The organism is Sphingobacterium sp. DR205, from assembly GCF_011064245.1.
Classification (GTDB): domain Bacteria; phylum Bacteroidota; class Bacteroidia; order Sphingobacteriales; family Sphingobacteriaceae; genus Sphingobacterium; species Sphingobacterium athyrii.
Genome location: NZ_CP049333.1, coordinates 3,725,364 through 3,747,527, shown reverse-complemented (window position 1 = coordinate 3,747,527; position 22,164 = coordinate 3,725,364). Strand labels below are relative to the sequence as shown.

Here is a 22,164-nt window from a genome sequence, read left to right as displayed (position 1 = left end):
GTTGCTATATTTAGATGCCTGTTGATCCTTTGATTTGAAGCAATTTTATCGGAGGAATACCGCCGTACGTCTTATTGATGTTATATTGATTATACCTCCTGCGAATCGAAATTTGGAAGAAGGGTCTGAACTTGTATTGAAGACACCTGGCATTAACCTGTTAATTTATTGGTTTTAGACATTTTTACCCTTCTTTTAATTATTTGTTGCAAGGTCATTTTTTCGAAACCTATAGCTTTGCTTAATAACCAATTGGCGAACCGCTAGCGCATTCTTATGAATGATCCGAGAATGGGAACAATGGATTTTTAGCAATGCATCTTGTATTCTTTTAGTGCCTACAGTCAGTATGCTAGTAACAACCAATTCGTGTAAATAAATAACCAGGTACTCGCCTCTAGGGGCAATAAGACATTTATCTCAAATAAGATTATGAACAGAAATTATGTGTCTTCTTTCTTTTGTTTTCCTAAAGAAAGGAACAGGAAAGTAAAATGGTTGTTAATGGCTTCCATGTTAATGTCCATAGGGCGACTGTCTGCTCAAGAAAAAGTCATTCACGGAAAGATCGTAAGCGATCAAGGGAAACCGATTATCGGGGCATCGATCAAAGTGAAGGACAAAACCCTCAGTACATCAACAAATGAGAAAGGCGAATTTGTACTCAAGCTCAATCCAGGCGAAACCATTATTGTATCCAATGTAGGATATAATCATGTCGAATATGTAATCGGTAATTCTTCGGAAATCAGTATCCCGCTTGTGGCTTCAGAAATTGCGGTAGATGAGGTTGTGGTGGTGGGCTACGGTAAGCAGAAGAAGGTCGATCTGACGTCTTCTATTGCTGTTGTGGATACCAAAGATCTTGTGAAAGTCCCCGGAGGAACGATTGCCACGCTTCAGAGTGCTGTGCCGGGGGGGCAGGTAACCAATGGTGCCATCCGTATCCGGGGTGTTGGATCCATTAACGGAACTGATCCGCTTTATGTGGTTGACGGAATGATCGGTGGAGCTATGCCCGACGAAAATAATATTGCCAGCATCCAGGTTCTGAAAGATGCTGCTTCAAGTGCCATTTATGGTGCCCGGGGGGCCAATGGTGTTATTTTGGTCACCACAAAACGGGGTAAAGCAGGGGATGTGAAGCTCGATTACAATGCTTTCGCCGGCATCAAAAATATTTCTCACAATGTGCCCCTCCTGAACGGTCAACAATTGGCCGAACTGATTAATGAGGAAATGTACAATAAAGATCCTTCGCGCCAAGACTATCTAGCCGCTTTGTCCAAACCGTCCGCCATCGGGCAGGGGTATAATATGATGAATGAATTGTTGCAGACTGGCAATTACCAAAGGCATAATCTCTCGGTTTCGGGCGGATCTCAAAATGCCAATTTTCGGCTGAGCGGTATCTATGCTACAGACAAATCCATTATTATTCAGGATAAAAACAAGTATTATGGGGCCCAATTTATCTCTGATTTTACCAAGGGAAAACTCAAAATAGGTGAAACACTATCCTTGGGCTATACCCGTCGTAACTGGAGCGATAAAAATATCATCGATGCACAAAAGTGGTCCTCGACATTACCGTTGTACGATGCGAACAGCAGCACAGGATTTGCAGGAGCAGGGAATGGAACAGATGTACAGAGTGCTTTGGCAAATGCTTATCTCAACAAAAATGTCAATGACAATTTTTCGGTAAACGGCAATGCCTGGGCTACCTATGAAATCATAAAAGGACTGGTTTATAAATTTAACATGGGAATAGACCTTAGCCGTGTGCGGAATGAGGGATATATCGGCAACTACTCGGTCGGTCAATATCAAAACCATAGTCCTGATGAGCTCAATATATCCAGCAGTCAGAATAACCGCTGGTTATTTGAAAATACGCTGACTTATGAAAATAATTTTGGAAAACATGCGATTTCTGCTTTGGCAGGGATCACCTCGGAAGAATCGCGATACAATGCTGTAAACGCGGGTGCCCGTGGTTTGCCCAGTCCAGATGTTTTGATCCTCAATTCGGCTTCCTTGGCCAGTTCCCGTCTTGTGGGATCAGGTGTAGGGCAATCGGCCATGTACTCGATGTTGGGTCGGATCAACTATAATTATGACAATCGTTACCTGTTGACATTTAATATGCGAAGGGATGGATCGGCCAACTTTAGCAACCAATATCGTTACGGCAATTTTCCTTCGGTATCAGCAGGCTGGCGGATCAGCCAGGAATCATTTATGAAAGCCTTTCCTGCGATCAGCGAATTGAAACTACGCGGTAGTTATGGGCTTTTGGGGAATTCGGATATTGCACAATATCAATATCAACGGACGGTTAGTTTCGATCATGTCTGGTATTACCTGAACAATGTGATGGTCACGGGTGCCCTGCCACAGACGCCCTCCAATCCGAATGTAAAATGGGAAAGTCAGTATTCAACTGACCTTGGTCTCGATCTGGAACTCTTTGATCATAAGTTGGCACTGACTGTCGATTACTATAATAAAAAGACGGAGGACATGCTGATCAATGTACCCATTTCGTTTACCGCCGGCTATGTCAACAACTTTCCCGTGCTGAATGCCGGCAGCATACGGAACCGGGGCTGGGATATCTTGGCATCGTACAAAGATCAGGTAGGTAATTTTGGCTATCGTATCGGCGCCAATATTTCTTTTGTGAAAAACCGTGTGCTGAGCCTGGGCAACAATAATGAAATTTTATGGGGAAGTATCTCGCCTGGGGGAGAAAATGTCACAAGGACGGCCGTTGGCCGTTCAGTGGGGGAATTTTGGGGCTACACAACCAACGGTTTATATACTAACCAAACGCAATTGGATGAAGATAAAGCTTTTGCGCCCAATGCAGCACTTGGGGATGTACGGTTCAACGACCGAAATGGCGACAAGGTCTTAAATGATCAGGATAAGGACTTTTTGGGAAGCCCAATACCCGATTTTAGCTATGGTTTCAATGCTGATGTTAGCTATAACAGTGCTATAGGGATGTTTGATCTGTCGATGATGTGGCAGGGAAGTCAAGGAAACGACATCTACAACAATAGCCGCTATTGGGGCGAGGGGATGTACCATTACTATAATAATTTTGCTTCAACGCTGGATCGCTACCGTGCAGAAGAACTTATCTTCAAAAATCCAGTATCCGGTGAAACGACAGTGTATCCCAAAAATACAGATACCGATATTCCACGTGCTGTACTTGGTGATCCTAATCAGAATTTAAGGGCTTCGAACAGGTTTGTTGAGGAAGGTTCTTATCTGCGGCTCAAAGTCGTCAATATTGGTTACAGCTTTTCTAGCCCGACGCTTGATCGCTGGAAGATCGATCGTTTGCGGTTTTATGTAGGCGCAAAGAACCTGCTGACCTTTACCAAATATTCGGGTTACGACCCAGAAGTTGGCTCGGGTGATACACGTTCTAACTTAAGCCGTGGAATAGATGGACAAACCCCATGGGGACTGAGTTTCCCTAATTCTAAGGAGTATTTTTTTGGTATTCAAATTTTATTCTAATTACTAAATAGAAATCATGAACAGACACTATATTAAACTTGCTGCTGCTACTCTGTTATTACAGTTTTCGAGCTGTAAACCAAATTTGGATCTCTCCAACCCGCAGGAATTGTCGACAGATACTTATTATAAAACAGCAGATCAATTGGAAAATTCGGTTATACCCGCATACCAAGCACTGATCGGGCGTACGCAGGGGGGATATGCACGTAGTTTGTATTACGAACTTTTGGCTCCCGGGGACGATTATAACCATACCTTTAAATGGGAGCCCATGTATCAGGATACGTACAATACTCCTGCTAGTGATGGGATGGCAGCCCTTACCTGGAAAGATTTTTGGAACGGGGTTTTTGCGGCGAATTTGGCCATCGACCGTATAACAAATTTTGCAGGTGAAATAGAGCAGAATAGAAAAAATAGACTTTTGGGCGAAGCTTATTTCCTGAGAGCGTTGCATTATTTGCATCTCGGAATACTTTTTGGAGAAACCATTCCGCTGATTAACAAACCGGTGGAAACAAACGAAGATTACTATCCGGGCAATTCACAGGCAGGTGCTGTGTACGCACTGATCGTAGATGATTTTAAAAAAGCTTCGGAATTGTTGCCAACGCGGGCCGCACTCTATGCCGATAGTAAAATGATTGGTCGGGCAACAAAAGGTGCAGCACAAGCTTATCTCGCCAAAACTTACCTTTATAAACCCATTCTGGCAAAAGGACAGACGGCGGATTTTGCAAATGCTGAGATTCAATTAAAAAGTGTTATTGATAGTAAGGAGTACCAATTGATGTCCTCCTATAGAGATAATTTTTTGGAAACGAAAGAGAATAATCAGGAGTCTGTTTTCGAGGTACAACTCTATAATGGGCCAGGTTGGCTCGGGGACGATATATCGAGCTCGTGGCGATGGCAGGAAATCGGCATGTTTGACGGCACCGGTGGCGCTTGGTGGAATCTCGCTCCCAATAAAATGGCACATGATGAATTTGAAGATGGAGATCCTAGAAGGTTTATGACCTTATGGTGCGAGAATGGCGCAAAGTTTACGCAATTGGATGGTAAGGTCACCACTTATACGGACTGGATGAAAAATCTGGCGACCAATAAGGATCTCTATGGTACAAGAAAATATTGCCCAGATGTGCAGATAGCGGATTTTGACAACGGCAATAACGACCGCATTTTTCGGTATAGTGACGTCCTTCTTCTTTATGCGGAGTGTCTTAACGAACGAGGTGATATAGCCGGTGCCAAGCTATATATCAACCTTGTGCGTAAGCGTGCCAATAATATCGTTCCTGATGAGCAGCCTCACATGTGGTATCAAAAATCAAATGGAACAATTCCCGATGTAGACGGATTGATTGCGCAGGGTTTAGTGAAAAACGGTATTTCGTTGACCACCATTAAAAATATTATCGTGCATGAGCGATTTGTTGAATTTTTGGGCGAATATCAACGATATTTTGACCTTTTGCGGTGGGGTATGGCCGATCCCGCCTGGCTGGAGCCTTTAAAGAAAGGGGGCTGGTCGCCAAAAGCCATGTATTATCCTTTCCCTCAAGCAGAACTGGATAATAATAAAAATTTAAAAGGTAATGAGATGAACAATTGATCTGAGAAAGTTATTGGTTATTTATTCATAGTTAGTGTTAGGTGGAGGTGCCCTTTTTAGGGCACCTTTTTTGGGAATCAACTGAACAAAAAGAATCCGGTGTCGATATTGTACTAGTATTGATCGATTATGTAGTTTCTTTCCTAGGACAATACAGTTATTTTTGATTTTAGAGAAAATAACAAATTATAAACCGAATGATTTTGTCCGGCACTTTGGGCTCAAAGCATTCCAATCGAAGTTCAGATTACAATGGATAGAAGAACAGCAATTAAATGTCTCGGTGCGACTATTCCGAGCCTTTTCCTGAGTAAATTTAGCCCTGCCCAAACTTATCTGGGAAAAGCTCCTTTTCATCCCGACTGGCGTTCACTAGAAAACTATCAGGTACCTGAGTGGTTCAGGGATGCCAAATTTGGTATCTGGGCCCATTGGGGACCACAGTGTCAACCTGAAAGGGGTGACTGGTACGCACGTGGCATGTATCAGGAGGGATCGGATCAATATCAGTATCATGTCGAAAAATATGGACATCCTTCCGTTTTTGGATTCAAGGATGTGATCCATCAATGGAAAGCTGAAAATTGGGATCCAGAGGAGCTGATGGAGCTCTATAAAAATGCGGGTGCACAGTATTTTATGGCTTTGGCTAATCATCATGATAATCTGGATCTTTATCGCAGCAGCCACCATAAATGGAATAGTGTGAATGTTGGTCCCAAAAAAGATATTGTTGGCGGCTGGGAGCGTGCTGCTAAAAAGCGAGGGCTCAAATTTGGTGTGAGCGTACATGCGGCCCATGCCTGGACCTGGTATGAACCGGCGCAACGAAGTGATAAAGCCGGAAAGTTTGCCGGAGTACCTTATGATGGGAAGCTGACAAAGAAAGACGGTGCAGGAAAATGGTGGGCGGATTACGATCCGCAGGAACTCTACGCTCAGGATCATGAACTTAGTTTGGATAGCAATGACGACAATATGGTTCATCGGCAGTGGCATTGGGATGTCGCCTCCGGCGTGAGCGTACCTAACAAAATGTACTGTGAAAATTTTAAAGCACGTACCCTTGAACTGATGGACAACTACAAACCCGACATGGTTTACTTTGACGATACTGTGCTGCCACTTTATCCAATAAGCAATGTTGGACTGGAAATAGCAGCCGACTTTTATAATAAGAGCATGCAGGCGAATAAGGGCAAGGTCAATGTGGTAATCAACGGTAAAATCCTGAATGAACAGCAACGGAAATGCCTGGTATGGGATATCGAACGTGGACAGAGCAATACCATTGAACCGCAACCCTGGCAGACCTGTACCTGTATCGGTTCGTGGCATTATGATCGACGGATTTACGATAATAATCATTATAAATCGGCCAAAACCGTTATTCATATGTTGATTGATGTGGTCAGTAAAAACGGTAACTTATTGTTAAGTGTACCCTTGCGCGGTGATGGTTCTATCGACGACCGGGCAAAGGAGGTCGTTGAGGGAATAGGAAGTTGGATGGTGGTGCATAAAGAAGCCATTTTTGGAACACGTCCATGGCATATTTTTGGCGAAGGACCCGCACAGGAGGAAGCGCCTTCACTGAGTGTACAGGGCTTCAATGAAGGAAAGGGAAAAGCTTTTACCGGCGATGATATCCGTTTTACGACAAGAGGAAATACATTGTATGCCTTTATCATGGGAACAACGACCGAAAAGCAAATTACAATTAAGTCATTGGGACGCATTGCCGCCCATACGAGAAAGGTCAGTCAGATACAGTTACTCGGGACTGATGATCGGATTTCCTTTCGGCAACTGGACAATGCCCTGCAAGTATCCCTACCAGACGGCTTCGTTCAAAACAATGTCTCTACGGTATTGAAAATTACCTAATAATTTTCACTTTTCGAACTACTGATTAGATGTTGCGCTTTCGATAAAACGTCCAGAATTGTATCTCGAGGGATAGCAAGGCAGGCTGTATGACTAAAGCGTGCGATATTGAGTCCTATAAAATTGCCTTTGCTATCGACGATCGGACTTCCACATTCGTCAGCATGAATGCGTGAATCGTGGATAAATACTCGCGGAAAATTATCCCTTCGCAATGACTTTCCTTGAGGAATGTTGTTGGCCGGATGTGGATTTTCCCGAAGGTTCCATCTGGAAAGAATGATCTTCGTATGTAGCTCGGTCACCCCGCGTCGGAAGTGAACCTGGAGTGTATCACCTGCATAAAATTGTTGCATCGCGGCATTGATTTTGGCGGCGCTTGCCACATCATGACCGTTTAATGCAATCATTCTGTCGCCAGCAAGAAGTCCGGCTCGGTCTGCAGCACCCATGCTGTCCACTTTTGTTAATGTTGGAAAGCCTTGGATTTCCTGCATCTGTGCATCGAACGTTCCCGGGATGGGAATTCGTGGGAATGTTTGGGGCCACATGCCGAGGACACCGGTTTTACGCTGATTGGCCGCAAGCAGCGACCACAACTTTATTCCGAGTAAGGAATCAGGAAGGCCTTGCCCGGCTATCTTCGATGCAGTGACTGCCGGAAATTTATGGTCACTCACAAGTGCTATTAGGTCGTTTTTTTCATCTCTGAACAAGATCTTCAAGGCATAGTTTCTGTTGTGAATTGTGGCGATTGGCGCCGCACCAACCTGGCTGCTTTTGGATAAAATTACCTGCTTATTGTTTGCCAGGTTAAATGCAGTACCTAATATACGCGTTCGATATCCGTTTAATGTACTACCGATGGGGATGGGCTGAACGTTTGTTTTCGGATCTTGAGCTGGTTTTTTGAGCCCCAATTCCGCGAGCTTTTTTGCTAAGGGATCACTACCGATTGAATCGGGATCAGTGGGGTAACTGCTGATCGCAGTTGGATGAGTCAGCGACCGCCAATAGATGCGATAGCTGTTTACAGGAACCTCAAAATTGCTACCCTCCGCAGCGTCAATACGGCTATGTAGACCTATTACGCGGCCTAGGGCATCAAACAAGGGGCCTCCGGAATCACCGGGCTCCATGATACTGCTGCTTTGAATGAAACCATAGTCATCCATTTTTTTTAGAATGCGTCCAGCGCGAAGAAAGGGAAAGTTGAAGGGCAGGGTTTCGGGATAGGATAGCCCAAAGCAGCGTTGTTTTTCAGAGATGGATGAGGACCAGCCCATCTCGGCGAAAGGCCAGGGGCCTTCGCCCTGCATCTTCATCATGGCAATATCGGGCAAGTTGCTCTGTTGGTCGACGACAAGTCGTCCGAGCGCTTTGGCAAGACCCTGCTTGCCATTAGGAAAAATCACACGATAGAAATTGCCCGGCTTCGTGGAATGCGCCACAGTGAGGATAGATCCATCCGTGCACACGATGACTCCACTGAAAGGCGCACTGTTTTGTTGACCGCTCACACTGTCTATACCGAACATTTTTATGGAAGCCGCTAGCGCCCGGTCAATAATAGATCTCGGTATCTCGCGGTCAGCGGTCTGCTTGCTCTGTGCTAAGCAGCAATTGTAACACGTGATCAAGCACAAAATTGTCCAAATAATGAGGTATTGGAGGAGGGTGCTTTCAGAAAATTTTTTGGAACAAGGTATCATACTGCAAATAGGTTGATTTATTGGATTAGGTTTTGCTTTACAAAGCCACAGCTCAAAGGTAGCGGATTTGTTAACAGAAAAACAAGGGTAAAGAAACAGTTCTGAATAAATTATTGACCTTAGCTTGTTTTTAATGCGGTTTGCTGAAAAATTTATGGCTTAATACAGAAAAATTAAGAAAAAATAATAGGAAAAATCTAGAAATAGGTCGGCCATAGGAAGTATCCATTCTTTTTAGTTATCTTTATCCACGAAAAGATTAACTGCTTGCTAAACCGATCTACCGATGAACTATACGAGCGAAAAAGAGCTGCTTGAAGACTTCCTAAACGGGGAGGAGCAGGCTTGCGCGCATGTATACAACCGTTATTTTAGTCGCATTTGTTTATATGCATCGAGTTTTGTGGATGAAAGTAAAGAAGCTGAAGATATTGCCGAGGAGGGATTTATCCGCTTGTGGCAGAGCAGGCGGCGCTTTGAAAGTTTATCACATCTGAAGGCAGCCCTTTATCAGGCTACGCGTCATGTAGGAATCAATCACCAGACCGCCCGGAAGCGAAGATTAAATCGGGTCGATAGTTACGTGGCGCAACAGGAGCCGGATCAAAAATCCCATTTGCATGAGGTTGTCTACGCTGAAACAATGGCCGAACTATACGATGCCATTCAGAAGCTACCTCCAAAAGCACGTGAAATTATTCAGCTAAGCTACCTCGAAGGCAACAGCAATCAGGAAATTGCGGATCTATTGCAGCTAAATATTCAAACGGTAAAAAATCAAAAATTACGTGCCCTAGGCCTGCTACGCCAACATTTGAAACGCGATTCCTTTAATTATCTGCTCTCGTTGATCGTTCTTTTTGGAAAAATTTAATTTTTTTTATTGCCTTTGGTACTTTTTTAAATTGGTGTGGTATCTATAGATGAAATAGTTCAAAATGGATTCTAAAGAAGTAGAAAAACTTATTCGTATCAGTTCGCTTGTCCTCCACGAAATGCGGGGAACGCTTAGCGACGGAGACCGCCTTTTTCTGGAGAGCTGGCTACAAGAATCCGCAATGAACAAACAGATCTATCAACGTTGTCTGGATGAGGCACAGCAGCGTGATGGGTATGCTAGTTTGCAGCATTTTGAAAAGCAACGTAATTTTGAGTCGATAAAAGCTAAGCTTTCCTTCCATTCTTCAAAGAAAAGGTCTGGGCTACTGAAGCGTTTATGGCCTTATGTTGCCGCCGCCAGTGTGGTGTTGGCCCTTTCTGTCGTTTGGTACTGGAATCAGGATAACAGTCAACTGGTTCAAACGCAGCGGGTGGCTGTAAATGACCGCCTTCCGGCTTCGCATCAGGCGATTATAACGCTCTCGGACGGCAGACAGTATGCCTTGAATGGGGGCGAAAAACAAGTCGTGATCGATGGCAATGGCATACGTTATGATGACGGTCATGAGGTTGCGTCGATCAACGCCGCAGTATCTGCCCGGATAGAAACTCCGCGTGGTGGTACTTACGAAGTCACTTTGCCCGATGGTACTCTGGTCAAACTAAATGCAGGGACGATACTATCTTACCCGACAGTATTCGCGAAAGACAGACGCGAGGTCAGTCTCCGAGGCGAGGCCTATTTTGAAGTTAAAAAACGGAAAGATCAACCTTTTATAGTCCACACCCAAAATCAGCAGGTACAGGTACTTGGAACACACTTTAATCTCAATGCCTATCAGACAGCAACAGAGACAAAAACAACTTTGCTGGAGGGAAAAGTGGAGGTAAAAGAGCTGATCAAAGGCCAAAAAGTAACCTTGCTGCCAGGCGATCAGTCGGTCAACACCGGAACGGAGCTGACCAAGCATCCGGTCAACGTACAGCAGGAAATCGCCTGGGTATACGGAAAATTTAACTTTGACGGAAAATCACTTCGGCAGGTCATGGATGAACTGTCCCAATGGTATGCGATTGATGTGGTTTATAAGGGCGATGTACCTGATGTTTCCTTCTTCGGAGGAACATTCAGAACGAGCAAATTATCAACCATCCTCAAAATATTAAAAGACCAGGATCTGTCGTATCATTTGACGGGCGATGGGAAACTCATCATTGAAAATAATAATCCTAAAGCACAGAAAGGAGGGCAATAAAGAACGAAAAATTATACATTACCATACAATATGAATTAACAAATTGGGCAGTGGATCCTATCATCTAAGCAAATGGATCCTGCAATCTAACCTAACTAAACTAACTAGAATTAATGAAATTAAGTTGTTTTTCACAAGCGACCAGACCCCTTTTATGGCTAGTTTTTGCTGTCTTAGTCCAGCTGGGCCATAAGGTAAATGCGCAGACCGTAACCTATGCCGGGCGCAATATTCCGCTGATGGATGTGCTGCAGGTTGTCAAACTTCAGACGAACTATGAGGTGCTTGGAGCCAAAAAGATGTTGGAATCGGCAAAGCCAATTTCCATCAAAGCGGACAAAATGCCCCTTAGATTATTTCTTGATAAAATTTTAAGTCCGCAGGAAATCGGCTATACAATTGAATCGAAGACAATTTTCCTGGAAAGGAAAGCAAGTCGACGGAAAGCTGAAGCCAAAAGCCTTCCGCAAGGGGAAAAATCATTCCAAAAACAGATCCGGGGAAAAGTCCTGGGAAAAGACCGGATGCCTCTTTCCGGAGTGAATATTTCACAGCTAGGCAATACCATCGCAGTGGCCGATCAAGAGGGACATTTTTCCTTTGTTGGTACAATGCAACCGCTTACATTAAGTCGGGTTGGTTATAAAAACTTCAGCCTTACTTTGGTCGAAAATAAAGAGGAGTACAACGTACAGATGGAAGAAGAGGCGAATGCACTAGAGCAGGTTGTTGTTACCGGTTATCAGGTGCTAAAAAAAGATTCCTACACGGGAACAGCAATTACCAAAAGCGGGGAGGAGCTGCGGCAGGTAAATCCGCAAAACGTCCTACAGGCCATGCAGGTATTTGATCCTTCTTTTAAAATTTTGCCCAACAATTTAGCTGGGTCTAACCCCAATGCGCTTCCTAATATTAATGTGCGTGGTTCCTCAGCGTTACCGAGTGGAAGTACAGATGTGCTGCGTCGTGATAATGTCACGACAACGATGAATTTACCAGCTTTTATCTTGGATGGCTTTGAAGTTAGCCTGGAAAAAGTAATGGATTTGGATATGACGCGCATTGAGAGTGTCACCACGTTGAAAGATGCGGCGGCGAGCGCTATCTACGGTTCACGTGCAGCTAATGGCGTAATGGTAATCGTCACCAAGGCTCCCAAAGAAGGTAAATTGCAGGTAACCTATACGCATGAAACTAATGTCAATATGCCAGATTTGTCAGGTTATAATCTATTAAATGCAACGGATAAGCTTGCTTATGAGAAGCTTGCAGGGCTCTATGATGGTGAGAAACAACGTCAATCGCAGGACATATTGGACGAATTATACTATCATAAACTGGCAAATGTACTTGGGGGAATAGATACCTATTGGCTATCGCAACCGGTACGCACAGCAGTTGGGCAAAAACATGGCGTTTTCTTGGAAGGTGGGGCACAAACTTTTCGCTATGGTGTGGATATGCGTTACCAAACGCGGCCGGGGGTGATGAAAGGTTCTGGCAGAAATCAGTATTCTGGCGGATTGAATTTTAGTTACAATCCAAAAAATAAAATTCGTTTTCAGAATGAGCTCTCCATTACTGTTGTCGATGGCCGTGAATCTCCTTATGGTAGTTTTGAAAATTTTGTTAAAATGAATCCTTATTATAGACTGAAAGATGATCAAGGTAACATCACACAATTGTCGGATCGTTGGATCAGGGTAGATCCTTCAGGAAATAGAAATGAGGAGTATGTGCTTAATCCTGCATATGATGCAACATTGAGCAGTTATAACAAATCGGGCTATACCGAATTATTGAATAACCTTTCAGCTGACGTTGATCTCGGTAAGGGGCTGCGCCTTCGGGGATTGCTTTCTTTGTTGAAACGGATGAATACGGGTGACGATTTCCGTTCGCCTTTGTCTAACGAATTTTATTCCTACGAAACTTCTAGGGCAGATGAAAGAGGAAGCTATGGAAGTTATAGCAACGACGAGTTGTATTGGGATGGAAATGTACGTTTGAATTGGGACCGAAATATAGGAAAGCATTATTTCAATATGATCGCTGGTGCCAATATAAGAACGGAAAGTTATGATGAACGCTATTTCAAAGCAATTGGTTTTCCGAATGACCGTTTTACTGACATTGGTTTTGCGAAAGGTTATGAAGAGGGAAAAAGCCCCGAAACAAAAGTAGGCGCTTCTCGTCTATTTGGTTCTTTCTTAAGTGGTAATTATAGTTATGACAACCGCTATCTGTTTGATGCGACCTTACGCATCGACGGTTCGTCAAAGTTTGGTGCAAATAAGCGGACTGCACCTTTTTGGTCGACGGGAATCGGCTGGAATATGCATAATGAAAAATGGTTTGCCACCAAGGTAATTAGTCAGCTACGCCTTCGAGCAACTGTTGGTTTGACGGGTTCAGTTCAATTTGACCCTTATATGTCGCGCGTTACTTATTCCTATGATAAAAACAATTGGTATTCGTCGGGATTAGGAAGTACGGTGCGTAATTATGGCAATGAGAACCTTGCTTGGCAGAGGACGCAATCGGTGGACTTGGGTGTAGATATCGGCTTTTGGAGTAACAAATTAACGTTTTCACTGCGTAACTATAGTAAAATTACGAAGGATATTTTGGCGGACATCAATATTGCTCCTTCAACAGGATTTGGTTCCTATAAGGAAAATCTGGGCGATATGGAGAATAAGGGAATCGAGCTTGGGGTCAATTGGCAGGCGATCAAAAGTGAGAAATGGACATTGAGCTTGCTGGCTAATCTGGTACAAAATCGTAATAAGATTGTGCGTATTTCCAACGCATTGAAAAGTTACAATGAACGTGCAGATGAGGAGCAGCAGAAAGATGAATTTAAAGCTGTGCCCTTATTGCGTTATGAGGAAGGACAGTCAATGGATGCCATTTACGCAGTTCCATCGTTGGGTATAGATCCTGAAAGCGGACGGGAAGTCTTTGTGAAACGAGATGGTAGCCTGACCTATACCTGGGATCCACGGGATATCGCGGTAGTTGGTGTAGCTACACCAAAAATGGAGGGGTCTTTCGGGGGCACCTTACGTTACCAGCAGTGGATGTTGGTCGCCTATTTCCAAACGCGTATGGGGGGCAAAACCTATAACCAGACCCTCGTAGATCGCGTGGAAAATGCAGACCCACGTTACAATGTGGATGCCAGAGTGCTTGAGGAACGATGGAAAAATCCAGGAGATCACACGTTTTTTAAGAGTATTGAGGATTTGGGACGAAGCGAGTTATCTTCTCGTTTTGTGATGCCAGACAATCTATTAACACTGCAATCCCTGAATATCTCTTATGATGCGAATCAAGCTTTTGCCAATCGCTTGGCGCTGGCGAGTTTGCGCATAGGCCTGATCGGCAATGATATTTTTCGCTGGTCTAATGTGAAGGAGGAGCGCGGCATTAACTATCCTTTTGCACGATCAGTGACCTTAACATTACAGGCTAGATTTAAATAAGGTTTGCTAAGACCAAGAATGTAGATTGATAACAATCTTATTCTTGAAAATTGCTTGATACAAACGAACTAACATATGAAAAAGAAAAATATATTTATCCTCTTACTTTGCAGTATCTTTCTGTTTTCCTGTCAGAAGTGGCTGGATATACAGCCACAGAGTGAGGTCGAAAAAGACCGGCTCTTTACTACGGAGGATGGTTTTAAGGAAGCACTATTGGGAATCTATACCCGCTGTGCTAACGGCGATCTCTACGGTAAAGAATTGACAATTGGCACACCTGAAGTCCTCGTACAGAATTATACCATTCCAAACAATGATCCTCTTCGTTATCAAAAGACCGCGCGATTTTTATACGATGACGGTGACTTTAAAGATCGCAAAGACAATATTTGGAAAGGTTTATATCATGGGATAGTGAATGCTAATCTTTTATTAGCCGAAATCGATGGAAAAAGAAATCTGTTTGTTGGAGACAACTATGCTTTGATCAAGGGTGAGGCGCTGGCTTTGCGTGCGTTCCTTCATTTCGACGCCTTACGTTTGTTTGCTCCAGCACCTATCGTGAATGCGCAGGCAGATGCAATTCCCTATGTTACAAAATATTCAAATAAAACGACGCCCTTGAGCAAAGTGTCCGCAGTGCTGGATTCTGTCATTGCAGATCTGACGATCGCGAAAGATTTATTAAAGGTAGATCCAATACGCGCGGCTTCTTATGTGGTAGGTTATCCAACAGAAAGGGACACATTGGCGAACTCGGAATTGAGCAGTAGCAGTCTCTTTTTGCAAAATAGGAGACATCGGCTGAATTATTATGCCGTATGTGGTGCGCTAGCCCGGGTGTATCTCTATAAAGGAGATAAATCCAACGCTTTAGCAAATGCGCTGGAAGTCGTTGCGTCCAATAAATTTCCTTGGACAAATAACACTGATTTTCAATCCGTCAAGGAGGATAAGAAGGACAGGATTCTTTATAAAGAGCTTTTATTTGCCTGGTATATTCCCGGAATGAACCTGGAGTATAATCAAGAATGGTTTAGTACGGGGCGGATGAATCTGGATAAAGAAGAGGGACGGACAATTTATGAAGTTGGTGGAAACGGCGGCGGTGATCTTCGTTATACCCAATGGTTCGGTTCGGTGAGTGTGGGCACTACGGCTTTAAGTTCGCTGGTAAAATACAATAGAAACACATTCAGTGATGATTTTGAGGCTAATCTGCATTATCTAATGGCGCCAGCGATACGCTTAAGCGAGCTCTACTATATTGCTGCTGAATGTAACTATGAAAGCAACCCTACTGTAGCGGCACAATATCTGAATCAGGTGCGCATACAGCGCGGTATAGGAGAACCTGCAGACGTATCGACGGTGACAAAATTCCGCACAGAATTACTCAAGGAATACCGTAAGGAGATGTATGCCGAAGGCCAGCTTTTTTATGCTTATAAGCGTTTAAACGCTTCTATTATTGGAGAAAAAGGCACCGTCATTCCAGCAAACCAAAAAATCTTTGTATGGCCATTGCCGAGTGATGAAATAACTTATGGACAACGCTAATATAAAATAGAATGAAAAAAAATAGTTATATACTGCTGCCATTTGTTTTATTCCTGTTCTTTTCTTGTCAGAAAACAGAACTAAAAACATACGACGCAGCTGCTAATGTTTATTTCGATCTGAGTTCACAAGCACGCGATAGTATCGTATATACTTTTGCCTATGAAATGACCAGAGCATCGGATACACTTTATATCCCTGTTCGGTTAATGGGCAATCGGATGGGAGATCAGCGCCATTTTCAGGTTTACGTGGAGAAGGATTCCTCCACTGCACGGAGTAGTGAACATTATGAAGCATTGTTCGCAGAATATCCCTTGGAAGCAGATCGCGGAATTGGCTATGTGCCATTAATTATCCATAATACCAGGGATTTAGAACAAAAATCAGTATCGCTTATCTTAAAATTGAAAGCAAGCCCAGATTTCGGTATTGATGATCCACGGCTGATACGAACATATATCGTTCTTTCGGCACAACTGGAAAAACCAAATTGGTGGGATAATTGGTCACCATTGGGTGAATATTCAAGGGTAAGGCATCAATTGTTTTTTATAGCAACAGAACAACGGCAGCTGTCCACCGAGGGATTGGATGCTCCAAAGAACCTCTACTTTGCCAATTTGTTGACCATTATGCTTAATGATCCTTTTAAATGGGTAGCGGACCATCCTGAAAAAGGCTATGTGTTGGAAAGCAGAGATAATGGTCAAAGCTATATCTTCTACCATAAGGACAATCCCAATCGACCAATTCAGTTGAAAAAAAATACTGGCGTGGGTAAATTTTTCTTTATTGATGAATCAGGAAAGGAGCTTAGATAAAATGAAAAAGTTGATAATAAGCATTGTCGTATTGAGTTTGTTAGCGGCCTGCTATAAGGACAAAGGAAATTACGTTATCGATATGCCTGAGTCACCGGTGTTACAAAATTTGGATACGCTCTATGAAGCAATGACAGGCGATAGTCTTATTGTACAGCCTAAAATTACAGGTATAGCTACCGAAGATCTGGAATGTGACTGGCGTATTGATGTTCCGGAGGCCCTTGTGCCTGAAGCCAACCATTATAAAGGGAATGCGCTAAGGATAGTTTTTGGTCTAGAAGCAAAACGTTATACCGCTCGGCTTACTGTAACAAACAAAGCTAATGGGATGAAATATTTTTACCCTTTTAAAATCCAGGGGGTGACAGAGTTTTCTAGAGGTACTTTGGTCTTATCTCAGGATCAGGGTACTGGTAAACTCTCTTTTATTAAACCTGACAACAGTGTTCAGCCTAATATCTATGAAGTTATTAATGGGCAACCTCTACCGGTAGACCCTTTGCAGTTGCACTATGTAAGGAACCAATTTACGGGCAATACGCCGTTAGGTTATTGGATTATTTCGAAGCAAGCCGGAGTTCGCTTGAATGTTAATACCCTAAAAAAGGAGAGTTTAAAGCCTGGGACTTTATTCGATAATTTCTTTTTAGCTCCTTCGACCATTAAGGTTGGGAATCTTCAGGCGCATCCACAAGGGGTTCTATTGGGTGTAATCAATGATAAATTCTATGGTGGAGCAACAACAACATGGGATCAGTCGGCAACCTATGGGATGTTTGGTACGTATGCGGATGGGGAGTATGACTTGGCTTCGAAATTTGTGCTTTCGACAGCTAACAACAATTATACGGTCATTGCTTTTGAAAAAAATAAGAAACAATTTGTCCGCATTAATCTCTTTGGGTCACCGATGTATTTTGGAACGCAGTATAGTGCGATTAATTCAGCTATTTTTAATCCTACTAATGTAGGTATGGACTTGTTGCAGTTGGTGCAGATCAATAATGCGGACACCTACGCTTATGTGAAAAATGCAACTGGTCAAATCTATGAGTTGATGTTTAATGTGAACTTTTCGGGGCCATTTAACTTCACTTCGGGTCATAAACGACTTTTTATACGGCCAGAATGGATCACCGCTGATACAAAAATGTTGGCAAGTCGTAGTGGGTATATTTACGTTGCAGTACAAAATCAAGTTTTTCGCTACAACCCCTTGAGTGAACAAGTGCAACTATTAAAGACGGCTATTAAGAGCGAGGTCACTATGCTCAAATTGGAGGATGATGAGAATACTCTTATTGTTGGATCAGTAGGAACACTCTATTATCTCGATATTCAAGTCGGTAAAAATGGCGAGCTTGTCAAAAAAATCGAGGGTATTCCGGGAAATCCTGTTGACATGACCTGGCGTAAGTAAAAAGAATAAAAATAAAATCTAATCATATAAACATGAAAAATTTAAAAATAGCAGTTTTGGCACTGGCATTTTTACCCGTGGCATCATTTGCGCAGCAAGCAAATTTCCAGATCAATGGAAGTGTACCAAAAGCTTTCAATGGTAAAAAAGTGTATCTGGATTATACAAAAGATGGATTTCCGGCATCGGATTCGTCTGCTATTGTGAATGGCAAGTTTAGTTTTAAAGGGACAGTAGAGGAGCCTGCTTATTCAAGAATGGTTTTTGATCAAGAGGGCAAAGGAAAATTGATCGCACAGAATATTGGTGACCGTTTATACTTTTATTTGGCCAATGAGACTTACAACATGACCATCAAAGATTCGTTGCGTACCGCTACGATAAAAGGGTCGCCGTTGCATAACGCGTATGTCGCTTATTTAAATGAAATTGGCGGTGGTTTCATGGATATTATTGATGCTGGAAACAGGGCTTTTACTGCGGTAGATAAAAATGCAGCTGACGCCAATGAACAGTACAAAGCGATTCACGAAAAGTTTGAGGCAAAGTTTGAAGCACGTCGGGTAAAGGAACTGGCATTTGCAGCAAAAAATCCGAGTTCAATCTTTGCGGTGGACGCTCTTATTGATGCGGCCAATAAACGCAAGCTCAGTGAGATTGAACCTTTATTTTTGAAGCTGTCCAAAGAGGTGCGTCAAATGACGAATGCACGGCAGCTGGAAGCACGCTTTCTAGCTGAAAGGAGTGTGAAAATTGGCAATAAGGCTCCTGATTTTTCCCAACCGGACACAAATGGGAAAATGGTCAAAGTATCCGATTTTAAAGGCCAGTATGTGCTGATCGACTTTTGGGCAAGCTGGTGTAGTCCTTGTCGTGCTGAAAACCCCAACTTATTGAAGGCATACAAAAAATATAAAAGTAAGGGATTGGAAGTGCTCGCTGTATCCCTGGATGATACAAAAGGGAAAAATGCCTGGATAAAAGCGATTAAGGATGATGGATTGCCTTGGGTACATGTCGCAGATCTAAAGGGCTGGAGCAATGAGGCTGCAGTATTATATGGCGTACGTGCTGTGCCACAGAATTATCTGGTGGATCCGAAAGGAAACATTGTTGCGATCAATATTAAAGGAGAACTGCTGCATCAGGAATTGGCCAAAATTTTTGGAAACTAAGGAGCTAGTGCATGTTCATTGACCCGTGAACGGAATGATGCCGAATATGAAAGATACATACATTGATGATCTTCAATACGACGGGAATATATTATAGCTAGGGATTGAATCCCTAGCTTTTTTATTGCTGTGTTTTCTTCAGAATCTTAACCATGCTGGTCGCATAATTTTTGCCCAGTTGCCGATATCCTGCCGGACTAAAGTGCAGTCCATCGCCAATGCCGGCACAGTCTGCTGAGGAGACGATATGGGCTGTCGGTACAGTGGCAGGCAAGGTCTGGATGATGCTGTTCATGCTTGCGCATTTGCCTCCGGCTTCGGCCGATAGGAGTTCGCCTGCAAGTAGGGGCACTTCGTCTGCTTTCAAGTGCAAATCGCGCAATAGATTTCCATATACTTTTTTTACTTTATTAGGCCATCCGCGATCGCCCGTGTTAGATTCGCCCTGATGAAGTAAGATGCCTTTGATTACACCTTTCTGTTGTGCTATTTTGGCTAATGCTACAAGTCTTTGATACGGGTTATTGTCATAAGCTGCAAGCATGGATTTCATCCACTCCGGTGCCTTTGCCACATAGCTGGCCGTGCTGTCTTGATCAAATAACTGAATATGGCAACCACCTACCGAAACGTTGATGACACCTATCTCGATATTTTGGGGAAGATTTTCTGCAAGCATTCTGCCAAAATAATCTGCAGGTGTAAGTCCCGTATGACAACGCGTGAGCGGTGCACGGGCGGGAGACCACTTGCCATACTGCCTTCCCAATTCGGGGCAGTCTACTGCCGCAAGTACGTGGAACAGACTATTGGTGATGGTATCCTGTGGTTCGAATTGGCCATGGCCCTCCATATTGGATTGTCCAAAACAAAGGTATATATGAAAGTTTTTGTCTTGGGCGAAAGCTGCTGTTGCAGTTAAACTATAAAATAGAATAAGAAGCTGCAAAATGTTAGAAAATTTTTGTTGCATAATGAATTTTGAATGTTTTTGTTAAAAAAGGTATTCGCGGTAAGTATTACCTACCGCGAAAAAGGATGTATGTAAGGGATTTGGAAAAAATAAGTGTTTCGTTTTAGTAGTTTATGATCTATCTCTTTTGCATCAAAGCTTCAATAACAGCCTGGTAAGCGGGCTTTCGGACAAATCCTTCGGTCCATAAACCAATTGGCTCTCCGCGACGCCAGAATGAACTCTCATGATCGGGGCTATCCAATGGGCTCCATATGGTAATACCGTACTGTTTATCTTTTGGAATGATTTCGAGATATTTCTCAACGACAAATCTGTACAGGTCAGCTTGTTTCTGATACATCTCAGCAGTGGCATTGCTAGTCTTGATGCCATTTCCTAAGCCAATATCAAGCTCGGATACTTTGACCATCTTACCTGTGGCGGCCAATAGATTGAACATACTGACGATATTGTCTTTGCTGGTATGGATATCGATGTGCATCTGGGTGCCGATCCCATCCACTTTAACACCTTTGCTTTCGATGTAGCTGACATAGGCGATCAGCCCCTTACATTTGTTGCCACTGCCTTCTAAGCCATAGTCATTGATGAATAGGAGATCGTTGGCATTGCCATATTTGCGGGCAAGCTGGAAGGCTTTTACGGCATAATCTTTCCCTAAGTAATCCTGCCAGTAGAATTCGTCATCAGCCAGATCGGTTTTTCCGATTCCGGTCTTTAAGGCATATTGGTCTGGCCAGTCGGACATCGGTTCGTTAACGACATCCCAGGCTTTGATATAACCTTTGGTTTTTTCCAGCATACCAGCAATAAATGTCTCCAGCGCTTTGGTGAGTATGGTTTCTTTCTCTTCCGGTGTTTTTTCAATAATGTAGCCTCCAGGACTGCCATAACCCTCACTATCTGCAGACTGTGCTCTAGTAGAGTTATTTCCCCAGCCACCCCAGCCATCAATATTGCTTTCAAAGTCCCCGTTGGCAATCAGATTGGCTGAACTACCTGTTTTTGTGAGCACGACCTTGTCGATAAAAATAGTGCCGTCGTATTGGCCAAAATTGATGATGAAGTTATTTCGTGCATCAGTCGTTGTTACTTTAAGCTCGTAGGATTGATAGCCTGTGGTCAATGCCAATGACCCCATATTGTCCCCTGTATATTCGGGGGTGCGCTGCAGATCAATGCTAATATTACCTGCTTTAGTGCCCCGGGCAACAATCTTCAAGACATACTCTTTACCCACCTCGGTGGGATTAATGCCATAAGCTGTCTGTGCTTCCCAGGGATTGACAACAGAAGGGTTGCTCATTTTTAAAGCATGACCAGCTAGTGCCGGGCCACCCGAACCTGGTATAACAACAGGAGCGATTAACTTATTCAGATAGGCGGCATTCTGTCCCGAATGCCAGCACAACGTATGCCCATATAACGCCATGTTGTTTTCCTGTGCGGCTGTGATCAGCTGTTCTACACCTGATAGATTCAGGCTTCCGTCGGCTTGCACAATGGAGCCATGCTTCATTTCATAGCCCATGACCATCTCTTCAAAATTGCGGTTTGCAAGTCGGTACAGTACCCCTTTGTTGAAATAGTCATTCATGTTGAGTGCAACGCCAAGTTTAAACCCTGGATTTGCCTGTTTGTCTAAATAACTTTTTAGGGGATTGTAGGCGTTTATATCTTCTTGTGCGAGTACTTTTTCCGGTTTATCGACTGTATATTCCGGAGCGTGATATTTGGAACAGGAACTCCAGACGGTGCCGAGCGAAAGTAGGATGACGATAGTTTTATTGATTTTTTTCATGGTTTTTCATGATTGATTT

The 22,164-nt window shown here is 43.3% G+C and carries 13 protein-coding genes; 10 read left to right on the top strand and 3 right to left on the bottom strand.

What is annotated here, in order from left to right:
* The first annotated feature begins 432 nt into the window (after positions 1–432).
* The 3 genes from G6053_RS16020 to G6053_RS16010 all read left to right on the top strand — a co-directional run bounded on the left by G6053_RS16020 (position 433) and on the right by G6053_RS16010 (position 7,048).
* Positions 433–3,540 (top strand): TonB-dependent receptor, encoded by a 3,108-nt coding sequence (locus tag G6053_RS16020; RefSeq protein ID WP_165307124.1) that lies wholly within the window; start codon positions 433–435, stop codon positions 3,538–3,540.
* A gap of 16 nt (positions 3,541–3,556) precedes the next feature.
* Complete coding sequence (locus G6053_RS16015; RefSeq protein ID WP_165307123.1) at positions 3,557–5,161, top strand: RagB/SusD family nutrient uptake outer membrane protein; 1,605 nt, start codon at positions 3,557–3,559, stop codon at positions 5,159–5,161.
* A 252-nt stretch (positions 5,162–5,413) separates the two neighbouring features.
* Positions 5,414–7,048, top strand: a complete 1,635-nt coding sequence (locus G6053_RS16010) for an alpha-L-fucosidase (RefSeq protein WP_165307122.1) — start codon at positions 5,414–5,416, stop codon at positions 7,046–7,048.
* Here the strand turns inward: G6053_RS16010 and G6053_RS16005 are convergent.
* Positions 7,045–8,688, bottom strand: a complete 1,644-nt coding sequence (locus G6053_RS16005) for a trypsin-like peptidase domain-containing protein (RefSeq protein ID WP_165307121.1) — start codon at positions 8,686–8,688, stop codon at positions 7,045–7,047. The genes G6053_RS16010 and G6053_RS16005 overlap by 4 nt on opposite strands.
* Positions 8,689–9,046: 358 nt before the next feature.
* Between G6053_RS16005 and G6053_RS16000 the strand changes: the two genes are divergently transcribed.
* The 7 genes from G6053_RS16000 (at position 9,047) to G6053_RS15970 (ending at position 19,368) form a co-directional block, all read left to right on the top strand.
* Positions 9,047–9,634 (top strand): sigma-70 family RNA polymerase sigma factor, encoded by a 588-nt coding sequence (locus G6053_RS16000; protein ID WP_108633869.1) that lies wholly within the window; start codon positions 9,047–9,049, stop codon positions 9,632–9,634.
* Between the two features lie 64 nt (positions 9,635–9,698).
* On the top strand, positions 9,699–10,895 hold the full coding sequence (locus G6053_RS15995; RefSeq protein ID WP_165307120.1) for a FecR family protein: 1,197 nt from the start codon (positions 9,699–9,701) through the stop codon (positions 10,893–10,895).
* Positions 10,896–11,008: 113 nt separating this feature from the next.
* Positions 11,009–14,383: a SusC/RagA family TonB-linked outer membrane protein gene (locus G6053_RS15990; protein WP_108633871.1), complete on the top strand. Its 3,375-nt coding sequence runs from the start codon at positions 11,009–11,011 to the stop codon at positions 14,381–14,383.
* 75 nt (positions 14,384–14,458) lie between these two features.
* Positions 14,459–15,946, top strand: coding sequence for a RagB/SusD family nutrient uptake outer membrane protein (locus G6053_RS15985; RefSeq protein ID WP_165307119.1), 1,488 nt, complete (start codon positions 14,459–14,461; stop codon positions 15,944–15,946).
* Positions 15,947–15,957: 11 nt separating this feature from the next.
* Entirely contained in the window at positions 15,958–16,770 is an 813-nt protein-coding gene (locus tag G6053_RS15980; RefSeq protein ID WP_165307118.1) for a DUF4843 domain-containing protein, read from the top strand.
* A gap of 1 nt (position 16,771) precedes the next feature.
* Entirely contained in the window at positions 16,772–18,193 is a 1,422-nt protein-coding gene (locus tag G6053_RS15975) for a PKD-like family lipoprotein (RefSeq protein ID WP_165307117.1), read from the top strand.
* 32 nt (positions 18,194–18,225) lie between these two features.
* On the top strand, positions 18,226–19,368 hold the full coding sequence (locus G6053_RS15970) for an AhpC/TSA family protein (RefSeq protein WP_165307116.1): 1,143 nt from the start codon (positions 18,226–18,228) through the stop codon (positions 19,366–19,368).
* A 121-nt stretch (positions 19,369–19,489) separates the two neighbouring features.
* On the opposite strand, the gene G6053_RS15965 is transcribed toward G6053_RS15970, so the two are convergent.
* Positions 19,490–20,341, bottom strand: a complete 852-nt coding sequence (locus G6053_RS15965) for a sialate O-acetylesterase (RefSeq protein ID WP_165307115.1) — start codon at positions 20,339–20,341, stop codon at positions 19,490–19,492.
* A 118-nt stretch (positions 20,342–20,459) separates the two neighbouring features.
* Positions 20,460–22,145, bottom strand: a complete 1,686-nt coding sequence (locus tag G6053_RS15960) for an endo-1,4-beta-xylanase (RefSeq protein WP_165307114.1) — start codon at positions 22,143–22,145, stop codon at positions 20,460–20,462.
* Positions 22,146–22,164 lie beyond the last annotated feature (19 nt).